This window comes from Prevotella sp. S7-1-8 (genome assembly GCF_000758925.1).
GTDB lineage: Bacteria > Bacteroidota > Bacteroidia > Bacteroidales > Bacteroidaceae > Prevotella.
Map to the genome: position 1 here is coordinate 1 of NZ_JRNC01000028.1, position 18,324 is coordinate 18,324.

Consider the following 18,324-nt stretch of genomic DNA (forward strand, 5'->3'; position numbering starts at 1 on the left):
CCCCCCGCCACGCCGCTTTCCGCGTCAAGCGCTTTTTCGCCAAATCGTCCATGTTCTCCCATTGACAAAAATGCGGAGACGGTTACGGTGATGGGGACAAGCTTAACATCGACGGAGATGGCGTTCTTTCCACCGTTGTCATTACGCACGATAGTATCGTCGACGCACAAGACAAATCTTACGCAAGTAAGGTCTTTTGGGGGGATTTAATACGAAAACATGGACGCACATACCAGGCATTATACCCAAGAAAAGAGATTTCAGGGGAATATCAAAAAACACATCAAGGGAATTATTCGAAAATTAAATGGCAGCCCCAGAAAGGAAAAAGGATTTATAAAGCCAAAAGACATGATTAAGACAAAATAGTGTAAATTTGCATATGCTAATGTACTCCGCCCCAAAGCCCCAACCGTTAAACAACATTAAAACCTACGTGAGAAATCAAATAAAGTTCATGCAAGGCCGTTTTTAAAAAATCATGCGCAATTACAATTTTGAGACGAAACGAGTATTGCTCGTCCTATTGTTGGGTGTATTCATTACAATAGGACAAGCTCAATGCCTGCCCGACGCACTACCTGTCTCCCCTAAGGAACATCAACAATGCGCCATCTTACAACATATGCAAACATCCAAGAGCTATGACGAGTGCCGAGACGCTCCATGTTTAGAACTCACCATAGACAATTTGCTATCGGTGCTCGAGCTGTATGGCGTGAAACACAAATATATTGTAGCGGCGCAGGCCATTTTAGAAACAGGCCATTTTACCAGCGAGCAGTGTCTAATCAACCACAATCTATTTGGCTTGCGTCATCCGAGCGATGGCAGCTACTACACATTCGACACATGGGAAGAGTCGGTTAGGGCATATCGCGATGACGTACAATATAAGTATTCGGGCGGTGATTATTACGCTTTTCTCAACCGAATAGGCTACGCAGAAGACAAACGATACACTTATAAAGTGCGTCGCATACAGAAAAAGCTCGCCCCCACACTTTTCGCCCAACGGGAAGAATTGGCACAATCCACGAAATCATAACCCACATAGCTCAATGGAGGACGTTCTCATTATTCCACCCCATCATACCATGCTTGCTCTCCATACCCCCAAAAATCGCATGGCACATGTAATATACTTAAAAACAAGTATACGAAAAGTTAAATCCGTAAAAATCAAACGATTGCTTGCTTATATAATGAAATTTGAGTAATTTTGCCAAACATTTATCATTCATTACCAATACAGCAATGAAAAAAAATATTTTGTTTATTATAGGCTTCTTAAGAAAAACCGCTTCAAACCGTTATCTGGACAATATCGCCGATAAAATAATTGACAAACGTGTTCTATGTCAGCTATCAGGACTATCATGACGTACCACTTATTAACCAAGACATAGGGTTTCCCGTTTCCACTGTGACAACCCAACTACATGACACCATTTCTTGTGCGCATGCCGTTTGCACACTCTGTCCCGAAAACAATCACAGTTATCCCTGACATGTCAAAAAAGTTTTAGATTGGCTTACTCGCCCATTGGCAGCCGGAAACTATGCCTCATCTACGCCCATGATTGGGCAAGAAGCCCCCCCTTGGTGGAAGCCGGTGTAACATAAAGATACAGAGCCATGTTGACAGAACCACTTAAAACAGTGAATGCCAATATGATGTCAGAGCCACAGGCAGGCGTAACACTTCGCTCTGAAAGTTGGGAAAACAATGAACTAAAAATAACAGAACAACAACAAGAGCTTGAAAAACAAGTTGAAACATTTTTGGATTACATAGTTTAAATAGAATTTTTCAATTAAAAATATTGATTTAAAAGATGAAAAAAATAGCCGATCAAGTTTATTACGTTGGTGTCAACGATTTGAACAAACGACTCTTTGAGGGCTTATGGCCAATACCAGAGGGTGTTACCTACAACTCATATATAGTTGTAGATGAGAAAGTTTGTTTGATGGACACCGTTGAAATCGATTTTTACCCACAGTTTTTGGCCAATATACGCGAGGTTATTGGAGACCGCCCCATCGACTATGTGGTTATCCATCACATGGAGCCTGACCACAGCAGCTCACTGTCATTGTTACGCAAATTTTACCCCGATGTGAAAATTGTAGGCAACAAAAAGACTTTTGACATGATGAAAGGATTTTATGGAATTACGGATGGAGCAATAGAGATCAAGAATGGCGACTCCCTATCTTTAGGTCGTCACACCCTCAATTTCTACCTCACGCCTATGGTTCACTGGCCCGAGACAATGGTATCTGTCGACATAAATGTCAACGTTGCGTTCACCGGGGACGCCTTTGGTTGCTTTGGATCGCTCAACGGCGGTATACTCGATGACCATATTGACACTGAAAAATACTGGTTGGAGATGATTCGCTATTACTCTAACATCGTGGGCAGATACGGCACCCCAGTCCAAAACGCACTAAAAAAGATAAGTGGCGTACAGCTCGATTATCTCTGCACCACACACGGCCCCGTATGGCACAAGCACCTGTCCAAGGTGGTTGAAATGTATGATCGCATGAGCAAATATGACGCGGAGCCAGGTCTCGTTATTGCCTATGGCACCATGTACGGTAACACTGGGCGCATGGCAGAAGTCATCGCTGAAGCCGCCTCGCAAGCTGGCATGGAGAAAATCAGCCTTATAAATCTATCCAAGACCCACTACTCTTACGTTCTGCGAGACATGTTCAGATACCAAGGGCTCATCCTTGGCGCACCCACTTACAACAACAGCATATACCCACAGATGGAACACCTGCTTTCTGCCATTGCCAATCGTGACATGAAAAACCGATACATGGGATGGTTTGGCAGTTTCTGCTGGGCCAGCAAAGCTGTTTCTATCCTAAAAGACTGGAATGAGAACAAGTTTCATTTTGAGCCTGTGGGCGAGCCCGTAGAGATGAAACAGTCGATGAACGAAGATGTACGAGCCAAATGCATAGCACTTGGACAAAGCATGGCCAAGAAACTATTGGATAAAGAATAAAAAATCGTGACGTACCCCTTAAGGATGAGGCTCTGCTGAAAACAAAAAACATCCAGGCCGCAATGCGCCCAAAATAACAACACACCAAATAACAAATGGTTTTACCCCAGATGGCAAACATCCAACGGTAAAACCATTTTTATTATCCTTTTGCCCGGAAACTCCATTCTGGAAAAGTGTTTGGGCAAGTTGGCCTGATGATTAGTCAGCAGGGCTAAAGTCTTCTTTGCCTACGCCACACTCAGGGCAAACCCAATCCTCGGGAAGATCCTCGAAAGCAGTTCCTGCTTCGATTCCATTGTCTGGATCGCCCACCTCTGGATCGTACACATAACCACAAACATCACATACGTACTTTTTCATAATAGTTTTGTTTAATTAATAATATGTATTCAAATTCGTAATTTCATTTATAGGGGGCTCTATCTAAAATCGATAAAAAATTATACACATTAGCCCCTATTGCATCCGACACCACAAAGGTAGTTCTTTTTTTTAGAAACCCAAGAAAATCAACGTCTTTTATTTCATAAAATATCAAATTGTATACACCATGCCCCCCCTCCCAACATCATGGTTTTGTTCCGCCAGCCTCAGGCGGACACCCTATATACCAACACGTTCCTTGATTGGCAGGTAACCTCGGACGAGGCGTTCGCCACGCTTCCAGACTATAGCGAAAATATTGCGAAAACACACCATGTTGCGCCCTGTCCGCTCGTATATATCTATAAATGCGCTCAACGAAAACCATCATGTAACCATTGACGTTACAAAAGCCCATGATCTAATTCGCTGTCGAATTGCCATCGGCACAAATAAAAGCTTATACTGTCTATAAATCCTTTAGGAAAAACAAAAAATCTTGCGGAGACACTCTTGGCAAACGGTCGCAAATATTTTGGCATGGTAGAAACAGCGAACTCCGCGCTCATTGTCACGACACCCAAGTCCATGATAAGCGACCAATTTGCCAGTATTAGTATTCTTTGCTAAACTTTATTACAACACAAGAAGCGTTCTTCAGAGTTTACGCTTAATTTTTAACTTGTCAGTTGACTCTATAAAATAAAAACATAAAAAATAGTTTTAAAATTTATATACAATCCTTTATTCCTTTGCATAGAATTTATTAACTTTGCCTATTGTCTATGGCATACACCACTCATACAGGACAGTATGCCATTGGAAAAGTGGCACCATTGTGGGCTAAGACATGGCTGCCAAAGTGATTTGACGCCATATACATATATATAATATGTACAATAAAAGCATAAACGCAAGATTATAACAGACAATTCAAAGAAAATGGAATTTGAACTCATCGCCAAAACATTCATGGGGTTAGAGCAGGTTTTGGCACAAGAGCTCACCCACATGGGTGCAAACAATGTACAAATAGGCAGACGTATGGTATCGTTTTCAGGCGACAAGGAAACCATGTACCGCGCTAATTTCCAGTTGCACACTGCCATACGAATTCTAAAAACCATCAAACACTTCAAGGCACGCTCCGCTGACGAGGTGTATGAAGAAGTTCAAAAAATAGATTGGAGCGAGTATATTCAGCAAGGCAAAACCTTTTCCGTAGACTCAGTTGTGTATTCCAACGAGTTCCGAAACTCTCGTTTTGTCACTTACAAAGTGAAAGACGCTATCGTTGACCAATTTAGAGAAAGGAGTGGCCAGCGTCCCAACATATCCGTAAGCAATCCAGACATCAAACTTCACATACACATCGCGGAAGACGATGCCACCTTATGCTTAGACTCCAGTGGAGAGAGCCTGCACCGTCGAGGTTATAGGCAGGAGAGTGTAGAGGCTCCATTGAACGAGGTCTTGGCAGCAGGAATGATTATGATGACAGGTTGGACAGGTGACACAGACTTCATAGATCCCATGTGTGGCTCTGGCACTTTAGCCATCGAAGCAGCCCTTATTGCACGCAATATCTCGCCGGGTGTCTTCAGGAAAGAATACGCTTTTGAGAAGTGGAACGATTTCGATCCAAACCTTTTTGACGCAATCTACAACGATGAAACGCAGGAACGCGAATTTGAGCATCACATCTATGGTTATGACATTGACATGAAGGCCGTGAACACCGCCACACAAAATGTCAAGGCGGCGGGCCTATCCAAAGATATTACCATACAGCATCAAGATTTCAAAGATTTTCAAAGGCCAGCCGAAAAAAGTATCATCGTAACCAATCCGCCATACGGGGAGCGTATATCCACCCCCAACTTATTAGGGACATACAGGATGATTGGCGAGCGACTGAAGCACGAATTTGGCGGCAATGACGCATGGATATTGAGTTATCGCGAAGAATGCTTCGAGCAAATCGGTCTGAAACCCAGCATCAAGATACCTGTATATAATGGTAGTTTGGAGTGCGAATTTCGGAAATACACACTTTTTGACGGGAAAATGAAGACCTTCAGGGAAGAAGGCGGCGTTGTGAAGACCGAAGAAGAAAAACGAGAAATGGCCCAAAAGCATCGCTTCAAGAAAAATCGCGAGTTCAAGGAACGACTTGAGGCAGAGGCTTCAAACGAAGAAGGAGACATTCGCTCTTTCCAATTCCACTCCCTACTCCGCGGCAAATCCTCATTTAATCACCCCTCGCACGAAGACCCTTGGGAGAACTCCGACCGCAAGGGCAGGCCACGGAAAGAGGACAGGCCACGTGGCAATCGGCGTAATTTTGGAGAAGAACAAGGAGCTTTCCCATTTGACAAACGCGGCAAGCGCGGTGAAAGAAAGTTCAAAAGAAACGCCATGGACGACAAGGACGATTTTAAACCACGTCGACACGACAGCGGATTTAAATCGTATGATGGCAAAGATTTCAAAAGAGCATCGCGACAAGGCGAGAACAAACCATACAAATATAAAACATTTGACCATGAAGATGAATAGTTGGATTGCGGCGGGAGCATTGGTTCTAACATCTATGATAAACTTTTCACAAGGTGCCCAAGCACAGGCAAAGCTAAAGCAGTTTACCCTCGAAGACCTTAATTTCGGTGGAAACAATTATCACAACATGACACCTAAGACTCGTTTCACCACTTGGTGGGGCGACGTGTTGGTGCGTTTGGACCTTGACAAATGTTATGTCGTCGACAAGCGTTCCGCAAAAGAAACCTTGCTGTTCACGCTTGACCAAGTAAACCAATGCTTAGGCGAACCTTCGGGAAAAGGACTTCGTTCTCTTTATTACCTACAGTTTCCATATGCCAACAAACCATTGGCGCTCCTGCGATACAATTCCAAGCAAGTGCTATTAAACTTCAAAACGAAACAGATAACGTGGTCGCAAACCAATGATGGTATCAATGTCTTGGAGTGGAACCCTGTCTCAAAATGCACGGCTTATACCAAACACGACAATTACAATCTTTTTGTTCGGCAAGCCAATGGCGTAACAGCCCAACTTTCTGAGGATGGCAGTCGTAACATCATTTATGGTCAAAGCGTACATCGTGACGAGTTTGGATATAAAAAAGGCGTCTTCTTCAGTCCAGACGGTAACAAGTTGGCGTTTACTCGAATGGACCAAAGCATGGTAACAGATTATCCACTTGTCGATATCCAAGATGCTGATTGGAAGCCATCTAAAGGCCAAAGCAGGATAGCGACCTGCGCCCCTGAGAAATATCCTATGGCTGGCGAGGCCATGCACAAGGTAACAATCGGCGTGTATGATATAAGTGCCGGGCGTAAGATTTACTTGCAAACTGGCGACCCAACCGACCGGTATTTCACCAATCCAGCATGGGCTCCCGACTCCAAGACCATCTATCTGTTTGAGCTGAACCGCGACCAAAATGATTGTCGCTTGGTTAGTTATGATGCCACGACAGGCAAAAAAATAAGCGAGCTTTACCGAGAGACCGACTCAAAATATGTGGAGCCTGCCAATCCGATTGTTTTCTTGCCGTGGGACAATGGCAAATTTATCATGCAAAGTCAAAAGGACGGCTATAACCATCTGTACCTTTTTGACATTCATGGCAAGCAAATCAAACAACTCACAAGTGGCCAATGGGTGGTAATGCAACTGTTAGGATTCGACCGGACCACCAAGAGCGTCATCATCGCTTCCAACGAGCGTAGCGCCATACAGCGCAATATATATTCTGTCAACGTAAAGACTGGCAAGCGTACGCTTATCGACGAGAATGGCAAAGGGTGGCACAACGCTTATCCAAGTGGGTCTGGAGCTTACATCATAGACCGCTATTCCACTCCCGACATTCCGAACAACATAGCCATAGTGGGCGTCAAAGCCAATCAAAAGCGTCGTTACTTTACGGCTGACAACCCATGGAAGGGATACAATATTCCAGAATACAAATGCGGAACTATCAAAGCGTCTGACGGTGTCACCGACCTGTATTATCGCATGGTGCTACCCATAGGCTTTGACCCGAACAAGAAATACCCTACCATCATCTATGTGTACGGAGGCCCTCATGCCCACAATGTCGACGCCAAATGGCACTATGGCAGCAGGTCTTGGGAAACCTACATGGCACAAAAAGGCTATTTACTGTTTATCCTTGACAATCGTGGCAGTGAAAATCGAGGCAAGAATTTTGAGCAGGTCACATTCCGTCACCTTGGCGTTGAGGAGATGAAAGACCAAATGAAGGGCGTTGATTTCTTAAAGACTCTCAGTTATGTGGACGCTGACAGAATGGGAGTGCATGGTTGGAGCTTTGGTGGTTTTATGACCATCAACATGATGACATCCCATCCAGACGTTTTCAAAGTGGGTGTCGCGGGTGGCCCTGTGATAGACTGGAAGTGGTACGAGGTGATGTATGGAGAGCGGTACATGGATACGCCACAAACCAACGCGGCGGGTTACGAGCAGTCAAGCCTCTTGCCAAAAGCCAAAAACCTCAAAGGCAAACTTCAGATTATCATTGGCCTTAACGATCCAGTCGTAGTTCCACAGCACGCTTTCACATTCATCAAACAGTGCATTCAAGACGGAACGCAACCTGATTTCTTTGTATATCCGGGTGAGCCACACAACATGCGAGGCCATCAATCCACGCACTTGCACGAGCGCATTTCGCGCTATTTTGACGACTATCTAAAATAGTGACACATTTGACGACTGTCATTAATTTCAAATTTCGGCGACAATTACATTAACTTTCTCCGATTAGCGGCGATAAAAGGTATGGCATCCTATTTAGGCCGCCAGACCGACATTAAAATACACCAAGAACATGAAAATACTACTTTTAGGAAGCGGAGGCCGTGAGCACGCCTTGGCATGGAAGATAGCGCAGAGCGACAAATGCGAAAAGCTGTATATCGCCCCTGGTAACGCGGGAACCGCCGCCGTTGGGGAGAATGTGCCCATAGGTATCGATGACTTTGACAAGCAAAAAGACTTTGTTGTCAATTACGATGTAGACATGGTTGTCGTTGGTCCAGAGGCTCCCTTGGTGAAAGGTGTTTATGACGCGTTCAAAAATGATGGCCGCACCAAGTCGATACCTGTCATTGGCCCATCCAAGCAAGGAGCCATACTTGAGAGCAGTAAAAATTTCGCCAAGTCTTTTATGAAACGTCACGGCATCCCCACGGCTGCTTACGAAACCTTTGACGCCAACACCATTGATGACGGCATCAAATTTCTCGAGACACTAACACCACCATACGTGCTCAAGGCCGACGGCTTGGCCGCTGGCAAGGGCGTTTTGATAGTGCCTACGCTCGACGAGGCCAAACAAGAGCTGCGCAAGATGCTTGGAGGCATGTTTGGAGAGGCATCTGCCAAAGTTGTTATAGAAGAGTTTCTCGCCGGCGTGGAATGTTCTGTGTTTGTTCTTACGGATGGGAAAAACTACAAAATATTGCCAGAGGCCAAAGATTACAAGCGCATTGGCGAACATGACACAGGCTTGAACACAGGCGGAATGGGAAGCGTCTCGCCCGTACCCTTTGCCACCAAGGAATGGATGGACAAGGTAGAAAAGCGCATTATACGCCCCACCATGGATGGTCTTGCCAAAGAGAACATAGACTATAAAGGATTCATATTCTTCGGATTAATCAATGTTGGGGGCGACCCGATGGTCATAGAATATAACTGTCGCATGGGCGATCCAGAGACAGAAACTGTCATGCTACGCCTTAAGAGCGACATTGTAGACCTTTTCGAAGGTGTTGCCAATGGCAATCTCAACACCAAAGAGATTGAGATAGACCCACGGTCGGCCGTCTGTGTCATGCTGGTCAGTGGCGGGTATCCACAGTCCTACAAGAAAGGCTACCCCATTACGGGATTGGATAATGTCAAGGACAGTGTTTTGTTTCATTCTGGAACATCTGTGGAAAATGGGCAAATCGTTACCGACGGTGGACGTGTAATGGCGGTGTCATCCTATGGCAATGACAAGGAAGAAGCATTGCGAAAATGTTTTGAAGAGGCTAAAAAAATCAAATTCACTGACAAATATTCCAGGACCGACATCGGCCAGGACATTTAAAATCCCCCCATTTATGCCAACATGCCACCACCCCACCCCATTTATTCATTGGATGGTGGGCAATTGCATTATGATTACTTATAATCAATTTTTAAGTGCTCGGGATTTGACGGAATTGTCAAGGGAGCGAACAGAGCCTCTCACCACGACCAACCAATAACATTACTCGTTTTGAATAAAACCATAGAAAGATGTTAACACGCAGTCAAACGAAAATAGCGCAGTCACGATGGACGCTTCCCGCAACCGCGATCTACGTGGCATTGCTATGTGTCTTTATCGGCATGCAAACATGTCAGCTATGGGGGCAGGTTCTGTTGTTAGGACTGTCAACGTTAACGCTTGTCGAACTCAACAACGCCAACTCGCTCATTCGCATATACAGCCGCATGGTGTCATGTTCTTTTCTGGTGATGATCATCATGTCAAACTTTGTCATGGCCGACATTGTTTCCATGGTAGCTGTAACAGCGTTTGTGGTTTTTTATTTGTGTTTCTTCAAGGCATACCAAAACCCCACGGCAACCAATCACGTCTTTTTTGCGTTTTTCGCCTTGGGAATAGCCAGTATAGTGTTTGTGCAAGTGTTGTTCCTGTTGCCTGTTTTGTGGATTCTCTTAGCCACAAATGTCATGGCGTTTAGCGCGAGAACATTTTTTGCCACCTTGTTAGGCATTGCGACCCCTTACTGGTTTGCCGCCGCATATTTCATATATGTGGGCGATTTGAGTTTTTTTCCGCGCCATTTCGTCGAGCTAATACAAATTGGTCCAATGCTTGATTTTGCCACGATTGACGAGCATCGCATTGTCACGGCAATATTCGTTGCCGCCTTGGCCATTATAGGGGGCGCCCACTTTTTGATGTACAGCTATTTGGACAAGATACGCACACGTATGATTTACGAGGTTTTCATAGTGATCGATTTGTGCTGTTTCTGCCTTATAATTTTGCAACCGAGACACTTTGACCGGTTGTTGGGCTTAACCATCCTGACCACCTCGCCGCTCATTGGCCATTATCTGGCATTGTCACACACCAAGATTTCTAACATTTGCTTTTATGCCATTATCGCTTTGGCGCTAATAATCACCTTTTATAACCTGTGGATGCCTTTAACGATTTTCTGATAAACTATGGCTATTGGGGAATGTTGATCTCGGCGTTTCTGGCCGGGAGCGTCTTCCCTTTCAGTAGCGAGGTGGTGATCGTCGGACTGTTGGGAACCGGATTGAACGCCACCGAACTTATCGTTTATGCGACAATAGGCAATGTCGCAGGAGGCATGTTCAACTATCTTGTAGGCAGCTTGGGTAAGCTCGAATGGATAGAGAAATATCTCCACGTTAATTCTGGCAAACTTAAACAAGCAGAGCGTTTTATGTCCGGGTATGGCGCATGGATGGGCTTCTTCGCTTTTCTGCCCATTATAGGTTCTGCCATCACCGTAACGCTTGGGCTTACGCGCGCCAATCTTGTTATCAGCATATTCAGCATAACCGCCGGGAAAGCCCTGAGATACATACTGTTAGTATATAGCGCTGGCATGATTGTTTAATATGACCGCGCCATTTCGTTTGTGCGGAATTTGGAAAAAGCTCTTTGCGCGCAGACCCTGACACACCCATTCGCATAGCTCATAGCTTGAAATTTAACGAACTATTATATATAATGACACGCGATGGGTTTGTTATACGTCAGCCCAGATCGATCATGTCAAGACAATAATTGCTCCGCCATACTTTTAGCGGCGCGCCGTCCGTCTCCCATGGCAAGAATGACAGTTGCTCCACCACGTACAATATCCCCTCCGGCATAGATATTAGAGATGGATGATTGCATGCCATCGTTAACAACAATAGTATTCTTTCGCCCCAACTCAAGGCCTGGCACGGACTTTGGCACCAAAGGATTGGGTGACACGCCAACAGACACAATCACTTGGTCACAATCCAAATGGACGGTTTTGCCCGTTACCACCGGACGCCTTCTGCCAGAAGCGTCCGGCTCACCCAGCTCCATTACATCAAGCGCCGCGCCACATACGCGGCCGTTTTTGTCACCTATATACTCTTTAGGATTATGGAGTGTCAAGAAATTAATGCCCTCTTCTTTGGCATGTTTCACCTCCTCCAAACGGGCAGGCATTTCTTTTTCCGACCGCCTATATACCAATGTGACATTCGCGCCAAGTCGTTTCGCCGTGCGACACGAATCCATCGCCGTGTTGCCACCACCAACAACAATAACGTTTTTGCCAAGAATGATAGGGGTGTCGGTGGCCGGGTTGGCCGCATCCATAAGATTTACGCGTGTAAGGTATTCGTTACTCGACATTACATTGATTAAGTTCTCGCCGGGAATACCCATAAAATTAGGCAGCCCGGCGCCAGACGCCACGAAGATACCCTTAAACCCTTTCTCCTCAATCTCGTCTATACTGATAGTTTTTCCTATAATAGTATCCGTTTGGAAATGTACGCCTAATTTTTTTAACGCGTCAATTTCAGCGTCCACTATTCTATTGGGCAAACGAAATTCGGGTATTCCATATTTCAAGACGCCGCCCACCTCATGCAATGCCTCGAACACATAGACCTCAAATCCTCTTTTCACCATGTCACCGGCAAAACTCAATCCAGCAGGGCCCGATCCCACCACGGCCACACGCATACCATTGCTTGGTGCGGTCTTTGGAATGTCGCTGGTCCCGTTTTCGCGTTCATGGTCTGCGGCAAATCGTTCCAAATACCCGATAGCTACCGCAGGCTCGTTCATTTTCAAATGGATGCACCTACTCTCGCATTGCTTTTCTTGTGGGCAAACCCTACCGCATACGGCAGGCAAGGCGGATGTCATTTTGAGCACTTTTGCGGCCGAGGCAAAATGACCTCGCTCTATATTTTTTACAAAAGAAGGAATATCTATGCTCACCGGACATCCCTCCACGCATGTAGGCTTGGCACAGTCCAAACATCTTTTGGCTTCAGTGATGGCCATTTCAGGAGTTAGACCTTGGTTCACTTCCTCCAAACGCGTTGTCGCGCGATACTCGGCGTTAAGCTCCGGCATATTTACTCGTTGAATACCCATACGCTCTTTTGCTTTCATCGCCGAGCGCAAATCTTTTCGCCATCGTGCGTTTCTGTCCTTTAAGTCTTCGTTTACACCATCCTCTTCCGCAGGACCGGCCGGTGCGAGATACGATGTGTTGTTGTCCGCCTGCCCACCATCTTCTTGACCTGGTCGCGCAATCACTGTTTCAGCAATTTCAGAAGAACGAAGCATGGACATTTCGTTGTAACGCGCCATCTCCTCTTGCTCCACATTCTTGAAAGTTCCCATTCGCTTCATCATCTCATCCCAATCCACCAAGTCGCCGTTAAATTCCGGGCCGTCTATACATACAAACTTGGTTTTGCCACCTATCGTGAGCCGACAGGCACCACACATGCCAGTACCGTCAACCATAATTGTATTCAGGGAGACATCGTTTGGAATGCCATGTTTCTTTGCGGTGAGCGATGTAAACTTCATCATCATGGGTGGCCCAATAGCAATAACCTTGTCCACTCGCTCTCTGTTGATCACTTGTTCCACGCCTACTGTCACCACGCCTTTTTGTCCCCACGAGCCATCGTCAGTCATGATAATCACTTCGTCGCTATAGGCTTTCACGTCATCCACCATAATGACAAGGTCTTTTGTTCGCCCAGCCAATACAGATATAACACGGTTGCCAGCTTGTTTCAACGCTGTGAGTATGGGCAGAATAGCAGCGATGCCAATGCCACCTCCCGCGCAAATGACAGTGCCATACTTCTCGATTTTTGACGCGGAGCCCAAGGGTCCGACAATGTCTACGACACTATCTCCTACGTTTAATTTGCAAAACTTGGTGGAAGAAAGCCCAACTTCTTGAATGACCATAGTCAAAGTGCCTTTTTCCATGTCGGCTTTTGCGATGGTATATGGGACTCGTTCGCTTTTTTTATCCACTCTGACTATAACAAAGTTTCCAGCCCTGCAACTTTTAGCGATAAGCGGCGCTTCAACCTCAAAGCAATAAACTTTTTCTGAAAATTGCTTTTTCCAAATAATCTTATTCATAACTGTTTTCGTATTAGCGATTAAGGGTACATATGTTTCCTATTTATAGAAATCATGGATGATGGATGACGCGGAACGAATGGTTCTGACAGTGTTTTTCATAAATCAAACTTTTCCCCAAATCCACCCATAGGCGCATAGGCGATCCCTCCGCATACCGTAAAGTGCCTTGCTAATCTTTTTCCGCAAATCCAAGCCAGCGGTTATACCTTTTCTGAAGTCGGGTCCACCATTAAACACGAAAGAATAGCTCTGCCCGGCATAATGCTCAAGGGTTGGCGCACCCAACCTGTGCCGAGCCACGCTATTCTGTCCGTGAAACAGAAGGACGCATATAGCTATGACAATGCGTGCCCAGGACATCGTTATCTTCACTACTGAAAATTTTGGTCGTCGAGCATGTCAAAACCACAATAGGGAACAAGAACCTTAGGCACACGTATTCCTCCCTTGGTTTGATAGTTTTCTATTATGGCGGCCACAACGCGAGGCAAAGCGAGAGCCGAGCCATTTAGCGTGTGACAAAGTTCTGTTTTCTTTGTGTCCTCACGGCGATAGCGACAATGCAATCTATTGGCCTGATAACTTTCAAAATTGGATACCGAGGAAACCTCAAGCCATCTTTTTTGCGCCGCGCTCCACACTTCGAAGTCGTAACAAATGGCAGAGGTAAAGCTCATATCTCCACCACAAAGACGCAAAATGTGGTAGGGCAATTCCAACTTTAGAAGCAACGATTCCACATGATCAAGCATTTCTTTAAGACTTTCATAAGAGTGCTTGGGCGTGTCTATCCTAACGATCTCCACCTTGTCAAATTGGTGCAAGCGATTGAGACCGCGCACATCCTTGCCATAAGAGCCGGCCTCGCGTCGGAAGCACGCGGAATAAGCGCATCTCTTCATGGGCAGATCTTTCTCCTCGAGTATCTCGTCTCGGAAAATGTTGGTTACGGGAACTTCCGCGGTTGGTATCAGGTATAGGTTGTCAAGTTGGGCATGGTACATCTGCCCTTCCTTGTCAGGAAGTTGCCCTGTGCCATATCCCGAAGCCTCATTGACCAAATATGGAGGCTGAACTTCGAGATAACCGGCCTTGCGAGCCTCGTCCAAAAAGAAGGCTTCCAGCGCTCGTTGAAACCTTGCCATCTTGCCCACGTATATGGGAAAACCCGCGCCGGTAACTTTCACGCCCAAATCGAAGTCTACCAATTTATACGCTTTGAGCAAATCCCAGTGGCAAAGCGCGCCCTCGCCCAAATCGGGGATATTGCCACCCTCTTTCACCACCACATTGTCGTTGGCGTCTCTACCCTCGGGAACATCGTCATTGGGGACGTTGGGTATCTGAAGCAAAAGGTCTGTCATACTTTTTTGGGCCATGTCCATAGCCTCTTGCAACTCTTTTTCATGATTTTTCATTACAGCAACCTGACCCTTTATTTCATCGGCTTCTTCCTTCTTGCCCTCTTTCATCAAGCCGCCTATCCTCTTGGCAAAAAGTTTTTGTTGTTGCTTGATGGTATCTAACTGTTGCTGCGATTCGCGCCGCGTTTTATCATATTGCAAAACTTTGTAAATGGTTTCACGAGCACCCTCGAAGTGCTTTTTCTCCAAGCCTTTGATTACACGTTCAGTTTCTTCACTGATGAGTTTTAATGTAAGCATAATGTGCTATGTTTTAAATTTTTATCATATTTTGGGCAAAAATACAAAAAAAACATGAGTATACAAATATATGCCGTCGTTTTAGTGTAAAACTATCAAGTCATGTTTTGCTTTCGTATTTATGTCACTTGCCGCGTACCCCTTTACACACTATATGTGAATAGCGATTCTTCTAATCCATCCTAAATTTATAATCTTCGTAGCTGTATTGACGCAGCAACTCCAATTCCCCATTTGGATGTGCCAAAGCTATCGACGGATGAGACACCCCGTTAAACATGTTTGTTTTCACGGTTGTGTAGTGTATCATATCCTCGAATATGACATTCTCGCCCAATCGCAACTCATGGTCAAAGCTCCAATACCCCATGAAGTCGCCACTCAGGCATGAGCAGCCACCCAAACGGTATACATGTCGCGAGCCGGCATTCGTCGCGAAGGCACCGTCCCGGCTCTCTATCGTCCGCGCGTTTCTAACGTCAGGCCAATAAGGGCCCTCAAGGCAATCGGGCATGTGACACGTAAAACTTACGTTAAGAATGGCGTTCCTGACACCTTTGTCCTCCGTGATGTCCACGACTTGACTCACCAATGGGCCCGTTTCCCACAAGAAAGCGCTGCCGGGCTCCAAGACAACGCGAAGCGAGGGATGCCGTTTGTGAAAATCTCGTAGCGTTTTCACTAACAGATCCACGTCATAATCAGCACGCGTCATCAAGTGTCCGCCACCAAAATTTATCCATTTAAGCTGCGTGAACCACTTGGCGAATTTCTCTTCAAAGTGAGCCAATGTACGTTGAAAGACATCCGCACCATTCTCACAGTGGCAATGACAATGAAAGCCTTCTATATCATTGGGGAGCTGTTCGGGCAGTTTGTCCGCCCTGACACCAAAACGAGTGCCCAGCGCGCATGGGTTGTAAAGCGCGTTCTTAACCTCACTGTATTCAGGGTTTACCCGAATGCCAAGGCTTACGGCGGGGTTTGTTTTCTTTATCCTCGCCGCATATTTGTCCATTTGGCTCAACGAGTTGAATACCATGTGAGTGGACAATTTGGCCATGGCGTCTATTTCATAGTCAGTATACGCAGGCGAATAGGTGTGAACCAAATGGCCAAATTCCTCGTAGCCCAGTCTCGCCTCATTCAACGAGCTGGCCGCAACGGCATCGATATACTCCCTGAAGATTGGGAAAGTTTTCCACAACGCAAAAGCCTTGAAAGCCAATATTATCTCCACGTCCGCTTCTTTGGCTATTCCGCTGATAAGCTCCAAATTTCTTCTGAGTTTACTTTCTTCCAACACGTAAACCGGTTGGTGCAACTGCTCAAAAGTGGTGAGGTTCACTCTCATATTTTTTCGTTTCGTGCAAAGTTAGCTTTTATTTTCAAATTATATTGCCCATTCAAACATTTTTTCATACATTTGCAGCCGAATTACATCGATTTGGATATCCAAACGTTGACAAAGCCCACGTTTATTCAAGAAGCCCAAATCCACATTTTATATAAAGACACTAATTAACATGAGTGAAAAGAACTCTTATTTAGTTTTTTCAGGTACGCGTTCCAGATACCTTGCCGAGAAGATCTGCGCATGTCTGGGTTGCCCATTGGGCAATTTGGTGGTTACCAAGTTTTCCGATGGCGAATTTGCTGTCTCTTACGAGGAGTCTATCAGAGGCCGAGATGTTTTTCTGGTTCAAAGCACATTCCCCAACTCAGACAACCTCATGGAGCTTTTGTTGATGATCGATGCGGCCAAGCGCGCTTCGGCCAATCACGTCATCGCGGTCATCCCTTACTTTGGATGGGCTCGCCAAGATCGCAAGGATAAGCCTCGCGTAAGCATTGGCGCAAAATTGGTGGCGGACCTTTTGAGCGTGGCAGGCATTGACAGGCTCATCACCATGGATCTACACGCTGATCAAATTCAGGGGTTCTTCGATGTTCCCGTGGACCACTTGTATGCCTCCGGGGTTATTCTTCCCTATCTCCAAGGGCTTCATCTCAAAGATCTCGTAATAGCGTCGCCCGATGTTGGCGGTTCCAAACGCGCCAACACTTATGCCAAGTATCTTGGTTGTCCGCTGGTTTTGTGCAACAAAACACGCGCACGCGCCAACGTCGTGGAAAGCATGCAGATTATTGGTGAGGTGAGGGGCAAAAACGTAGTCATTATCGACGACATGGTAGATACGGCCGGAACGATCACCAAGGCCGCTGACATAATGTTAGAAGCGGGCGCAACCAGCGTGCGCGCGTGCGCCTCTCACTGCGTGATGAGTGGGCCTGCCAACGAGCGCATACAGAAATCCGCGTTGCAGGAAATGGTGTTTACCGATTCCATTCCATACACGCGACGCTGCTCAAAGGTAGTGCAGCTGAGCGTAGCCGACATGATAGCAGAGACTATACGCCGCGTGGTGAACAATGAGAGCATATCCTCACAATATTTGGTATAGCGCTGTTTTACGCAAGCGTACGTTTAGTCTTCCCGACGGCGGCAACGCTTTCAAGCATCGCATCTTGTGAATATACTTTGAACGTGGCGCCAAGCTCTTGTCATCCAATGGGACGGCACTGTCTCCCAGCATGATACGGTTGACAAGAAATGGCGTCATCTCCATTTCCTTGAGCATTCCCGCTATCTTCACACACAAGCACTTCGTTTGAAAACCAATGCTTTCTCAACAGGGGCAACCATGTTTCTTGGGCTCCGTGGAAAATGTGTGGCGTCTCGTTTCGCTATTTAAATTAACCCCTTGGCACAACAAATGGCCGTGTGTGTGTTGAGGGGACGCTCGCCATGTTGGCAACATAGGCGAGGGCGAACGGGGCGCGCGCGCTTCATGATGGCGGCGGAGCGTATGCGCGTTTCCGGTTTTTCTCTTTTAAAAACCGCTTGCCCCGAAAGCGGTTCTTGAAAAATTGGAAACAGTCAATTATTTGAACAAAGACCCCTCTCAAATTCGCTTGTTTAAAAATAAGTTTGCC

At 46.0% G+C, this 18,324-nt stretch carries 15 protein-coding genes; 9 read left to right on the forward strand and 6 right to left on the reverse strand.

The window, feature by feature from the left end; all coding sequences use genetic code 11:
- Positions 1-481 precede the first annotated feature (481 nt).
- From HMPREF1640_RS04350 to HMPREF1640_RS04355, 3 genes are all read left to right on the forward strand, one after another.
- Positions 482-1,048 carry a glucosaminidase domain-containing protein gene (locus HMPREF1640_RS04350; protein WP_081935273.1) on the forward strand — a complete coding sequence of 189 codons (567 nt, stop codon included), beginning with the start codon at positions 482-484 and terminating at the stop codon, positions 1,046-1,048.
- 590 nt (positions 1,049-1,638) lie between these two features.
- Positions 1,639-1,803, forward strand: a complete 165-nt coding sequence (locus tag HMPREF1640_RS13200; RefSeq protein ID WP_156098710.1) for a hypothetical protein — start codon at positions 1,639-1,641, stop codon at positions 1,801-1,803.
- 35 nt (positions 1,804-1,838) lie between these two features.
- The gene (locus HMPREF1640_RS04355) at positions 1,839-3,029 is read left to right on the forward strand and encodes an FprA family A-type flavoprotein (RefSeq protein ID WP_036892756.1); all 1,191 of its coding nucleotides are present in this window, start codon (positions 1,839-1,841) and stop codon (positions 3,027-3,029) included.
- A gap of 201 nt (positions 3,030-3,230) precedes the next feature.
- On the opposite strand, the gene rd is transcribed toward HMPREF1640_RS04355, so the two are convergent.
- On the reverse strand, positions 3,231-3,392 hold the full coding sequence (rd, locus tag HMPREF1640_RS12750) for a rubredoxin (protein WP_081935274.1): 162 nt from the start codon (positions 3,390-3,392) through the stop codon (positions 3,231-3,233).
- A 945-nt stretch (positions 3,393-4,337) separates the two neighbouring features.
- Here rd and HMPREF1640_RS04360 point away from each other — a divergent pair.
- The 5 genes from HMPREF1640_RS04360 (at position 4,338) to HMPREF1640_RS04380 (ending at position 11,108) form a co-directional block, all read left to right on the forward strand.
- On the forward strand, positions 4,338-5,954 hold the full coding sequence (locus HMPREF1640_RS04360; RefSeq protein WP_036892758.1) for a class I SAM-dependent RNA methyltransferase: 1,617 nt from the start codon (positions 4,338-4,340) through the stop codon (positions 5,952-5,954).
- The gene (locus HMPREF1640_RS04365; protein WP_036892760.1) at positions 5,941-8,151 is read left to right on the forward strand and encodes a DPP IV N-terminal domain-containing protein; all 2,211 of its coding nucleotides are present in this window, start codon (positions 5,941-5,943) and stop codon (positions 8,149-8,151) included. Before HMPREF1640_RS04360 ends, HMPREF1640_RS04365 begins: the two co-directional genes overlap by 14 nt.
- A 130-nt stretch (positions 8,152-8,281) precedes the next feature.
- Complete coding sequence (gene purD / locus HMPREF1640_RS04370; RefSeq protein WP_036892762.1) at positions 8,282-9,550, forward strand: phosphoribosylamine--glycine ligase; 1,269 nt, start codon at positions 8,282-8,284, stop codon at positions 9,548-9,550.
- Positions 9,551-9,741: 191 nt separating this feature from the next.
- On the forward strand, positions 9,742-10,680 hold the full coding sequence (locus HMPREF1640_RS04375; RefSeq protein WP_036892764.1) for a hypothetical protein: 939 nt from the start codon (positions 9,742-9,744) through the stop codon (positions 10,678-10,680).
- Entirely contained in the window at positions 10,656-11,108 is a 453-nt protein-coding gene (locus HMPREF1640_RS04380; protein ID WP_036892766.1) for a YqaA family protein, read from the forward strand. Before HMPREF1640_RS04375 ends, HMPREF1640_RS04380 begins: the two co-directional genes overlap by 25 nt.
- A gap of 158 nt (positions 11,109-11,266) precedes the next feature.
- Here the strand turns inward: HMPREF1640_RS04380 and HMPREF1640_RS04385 are convergent, their stop codons facing one another.
- From HMPREF1640_RS04385 to nspC, 4 genes are all read right to left on the reverse strand, one after another.
- A complete protein-coding gene (locus tag HMPREF1640_RS04385) occupies positions 11,267-13,660 on the reverse strand; it encodes a bifunctional dihydroorotate dehydrogenase B NAD binding subunit/NADPH-dependent glutamate synthase (RefSeq protein ID WP_036892767.1) in 2,394 nt (797 codons plus the stop codon).
- A 105-nt stretch (positions 13,661-13,765) separates the two neighbouring features.
- Positions 13,766-14,035: a hypothetical protein gene (locus HMPREF1640_RS04390; protein WP_036892770.1), complete on the reverse strand. Its 270-nt coding sequence runs from the start codon at positions 14,033-14,035 to the stop codon at positions 13,766-13,768.
- Positions 14,035-15,327, reverse strand: coding sequence for a serine--tRNA ligase (gene serS, locus HMPREF1640_RS04395; protein WP_036892772.1), 1,293 nt, complete (start codon positions 15,325-15,327; stop codon positions 14,035-14,037). The genes HMPREF1640_RS04390 and serS overlap by 1 nt, the downstream gene beginning before the upstream one ends.
- A 172-nt stretch (positions 15,328-15,499) precedes the next feature.
- On the reverse strand, positions 15,500-16,681 hold the full coding sequence (gene nspC / locus HMPREF1640_RS04400) for a carboxynorspermidine decarboxylase (RefSeq protein ID WP_036892774.1): 1,182 nt from the start codon (positions 16,679-16,681) through the stop codon (positions 15,500-15,502).
- Positions 16,682-16,853: 172 nt separating this feature from the next.
- Between nspC and HMPREF1640_RS04405 the strand changes: the two genes are divergently transcribed.
- The gene (locus tag HMPREF1640_RS04405) at positions 16,854-17,792 is read left to right on the forward strand and encodes a ribose-phosphate pyrophosphokinase (RefSeq protein ID WP_036892776.1); all 939 of its coding nucleotides are present in this window, start codon (positions 16,854-16,856) and stop codon (positions 17,790-17,792) included.
- On the opposite strand, the gene HMPREF1640_RS04410 is transcribed toward HMPREF1640_RS04405, so the two are convergent.
- The gene (locus tag HMPREF1640_RS04410) at positions 17,775-17,984 is read right to left on the reverse strand and encodes a hypothetical protein (protein ID WP_036892777.1); all 210 of its coding nucleotides are present in this window, start codon (positions 17,982-17,984) and stop codon (positions 17,775-17,777) included. The genes HMPREF1640_RS04405 and HMPREF1640_RS04410 overlap by 18 nt on opposite strands.
- Positions 17,985-18,324 lie beyond the last annotated feature (340 nt).

Bases quoted from the DNA above. Each gene is read 5' to 3' on its own strand.
- HMPREF1640_RS04350 (WP_081935273.1), top strand. From the start codon at position 482: ATGCGCAATTACAATTTTGAGACGAAACGAGTATTGCTCGTCCTATTG.
- HMPREF1640_RS13200 (WP_156098710.1), top strand. From the start codon at position 1,639: ATGTTGACAGAACCACTTAAAACAGTGAATGCCAATATGATGTCAGAG.
- HMPREF1640_RS04355 (WP_036892756.1), top strand. From the start codon at position 1,839: ATGAAAAAAATAGCCGATCAAGTTTATTACGTTGGTGTCAACGATTTG.
- rd (WP_081935274.1), bottom strand. From the start codon at position 3,392: ATGAAAAAGTACGTATGTGATGTTTGTGGTTATGTGTACGATCCAGAG.
- HMPREF1640_RS04360 (WP_036892758.1), top strand. From the start codon at position 4,338: ATGGAATTTGAACTCATCGCCAAAACATTCATGGGGTTAGAGCAGGTT.
- HMPREF1640_RS04365 (WP_036892760.1), top strand. From the start codon at position 5,941: ATGAAGATGAATAGTTGGATTGCGGCGGGAGCATTGGTTCTAACATCT.
- purD (WP_036892762.1), top strand. From the start codon at position 8,282: ATGAAAATACTACTTTTAGGAAGCGGAGGCCGTGAGCACGCCTTGGCA.
- HMPREF1640_RS04375 (WP_036892764.1), top strand. From the start codon at position 9,742: ATGTTAACACGCAGTCAAACGAAAATAGCGCAGTCACGATGGACGCTT.
- HMPREF1640_RS04385 (WP_036892767.1), bottom strand. From the start codon at position 13,660: ATGAATAAGATTATTTGGAAAAAGCAATTTTCAGAAAAAGTTTATTGC.
- serS (WP_036892772.1), bottom strand. From the start codon at position 15,327: ATGCTTACATTAAAACTCATCAGTGAAGAAACTGAACGTGTAATCAAA.
- nspC (WP_036892774.1), bottom strand. From the start codon at position 16,681: ATGAGAGTGAACCTCACCACTTTTGAGCAGTTGCACCAACCGGTTTAC.
- HMPREF1640_RS04405 (WP_036892776.1), top strand. From the start codon at position 16,854: ATGAGTGAAAAGAACTCTTATTTAGTTTTTTCAGGTACGCGTTCCAGA.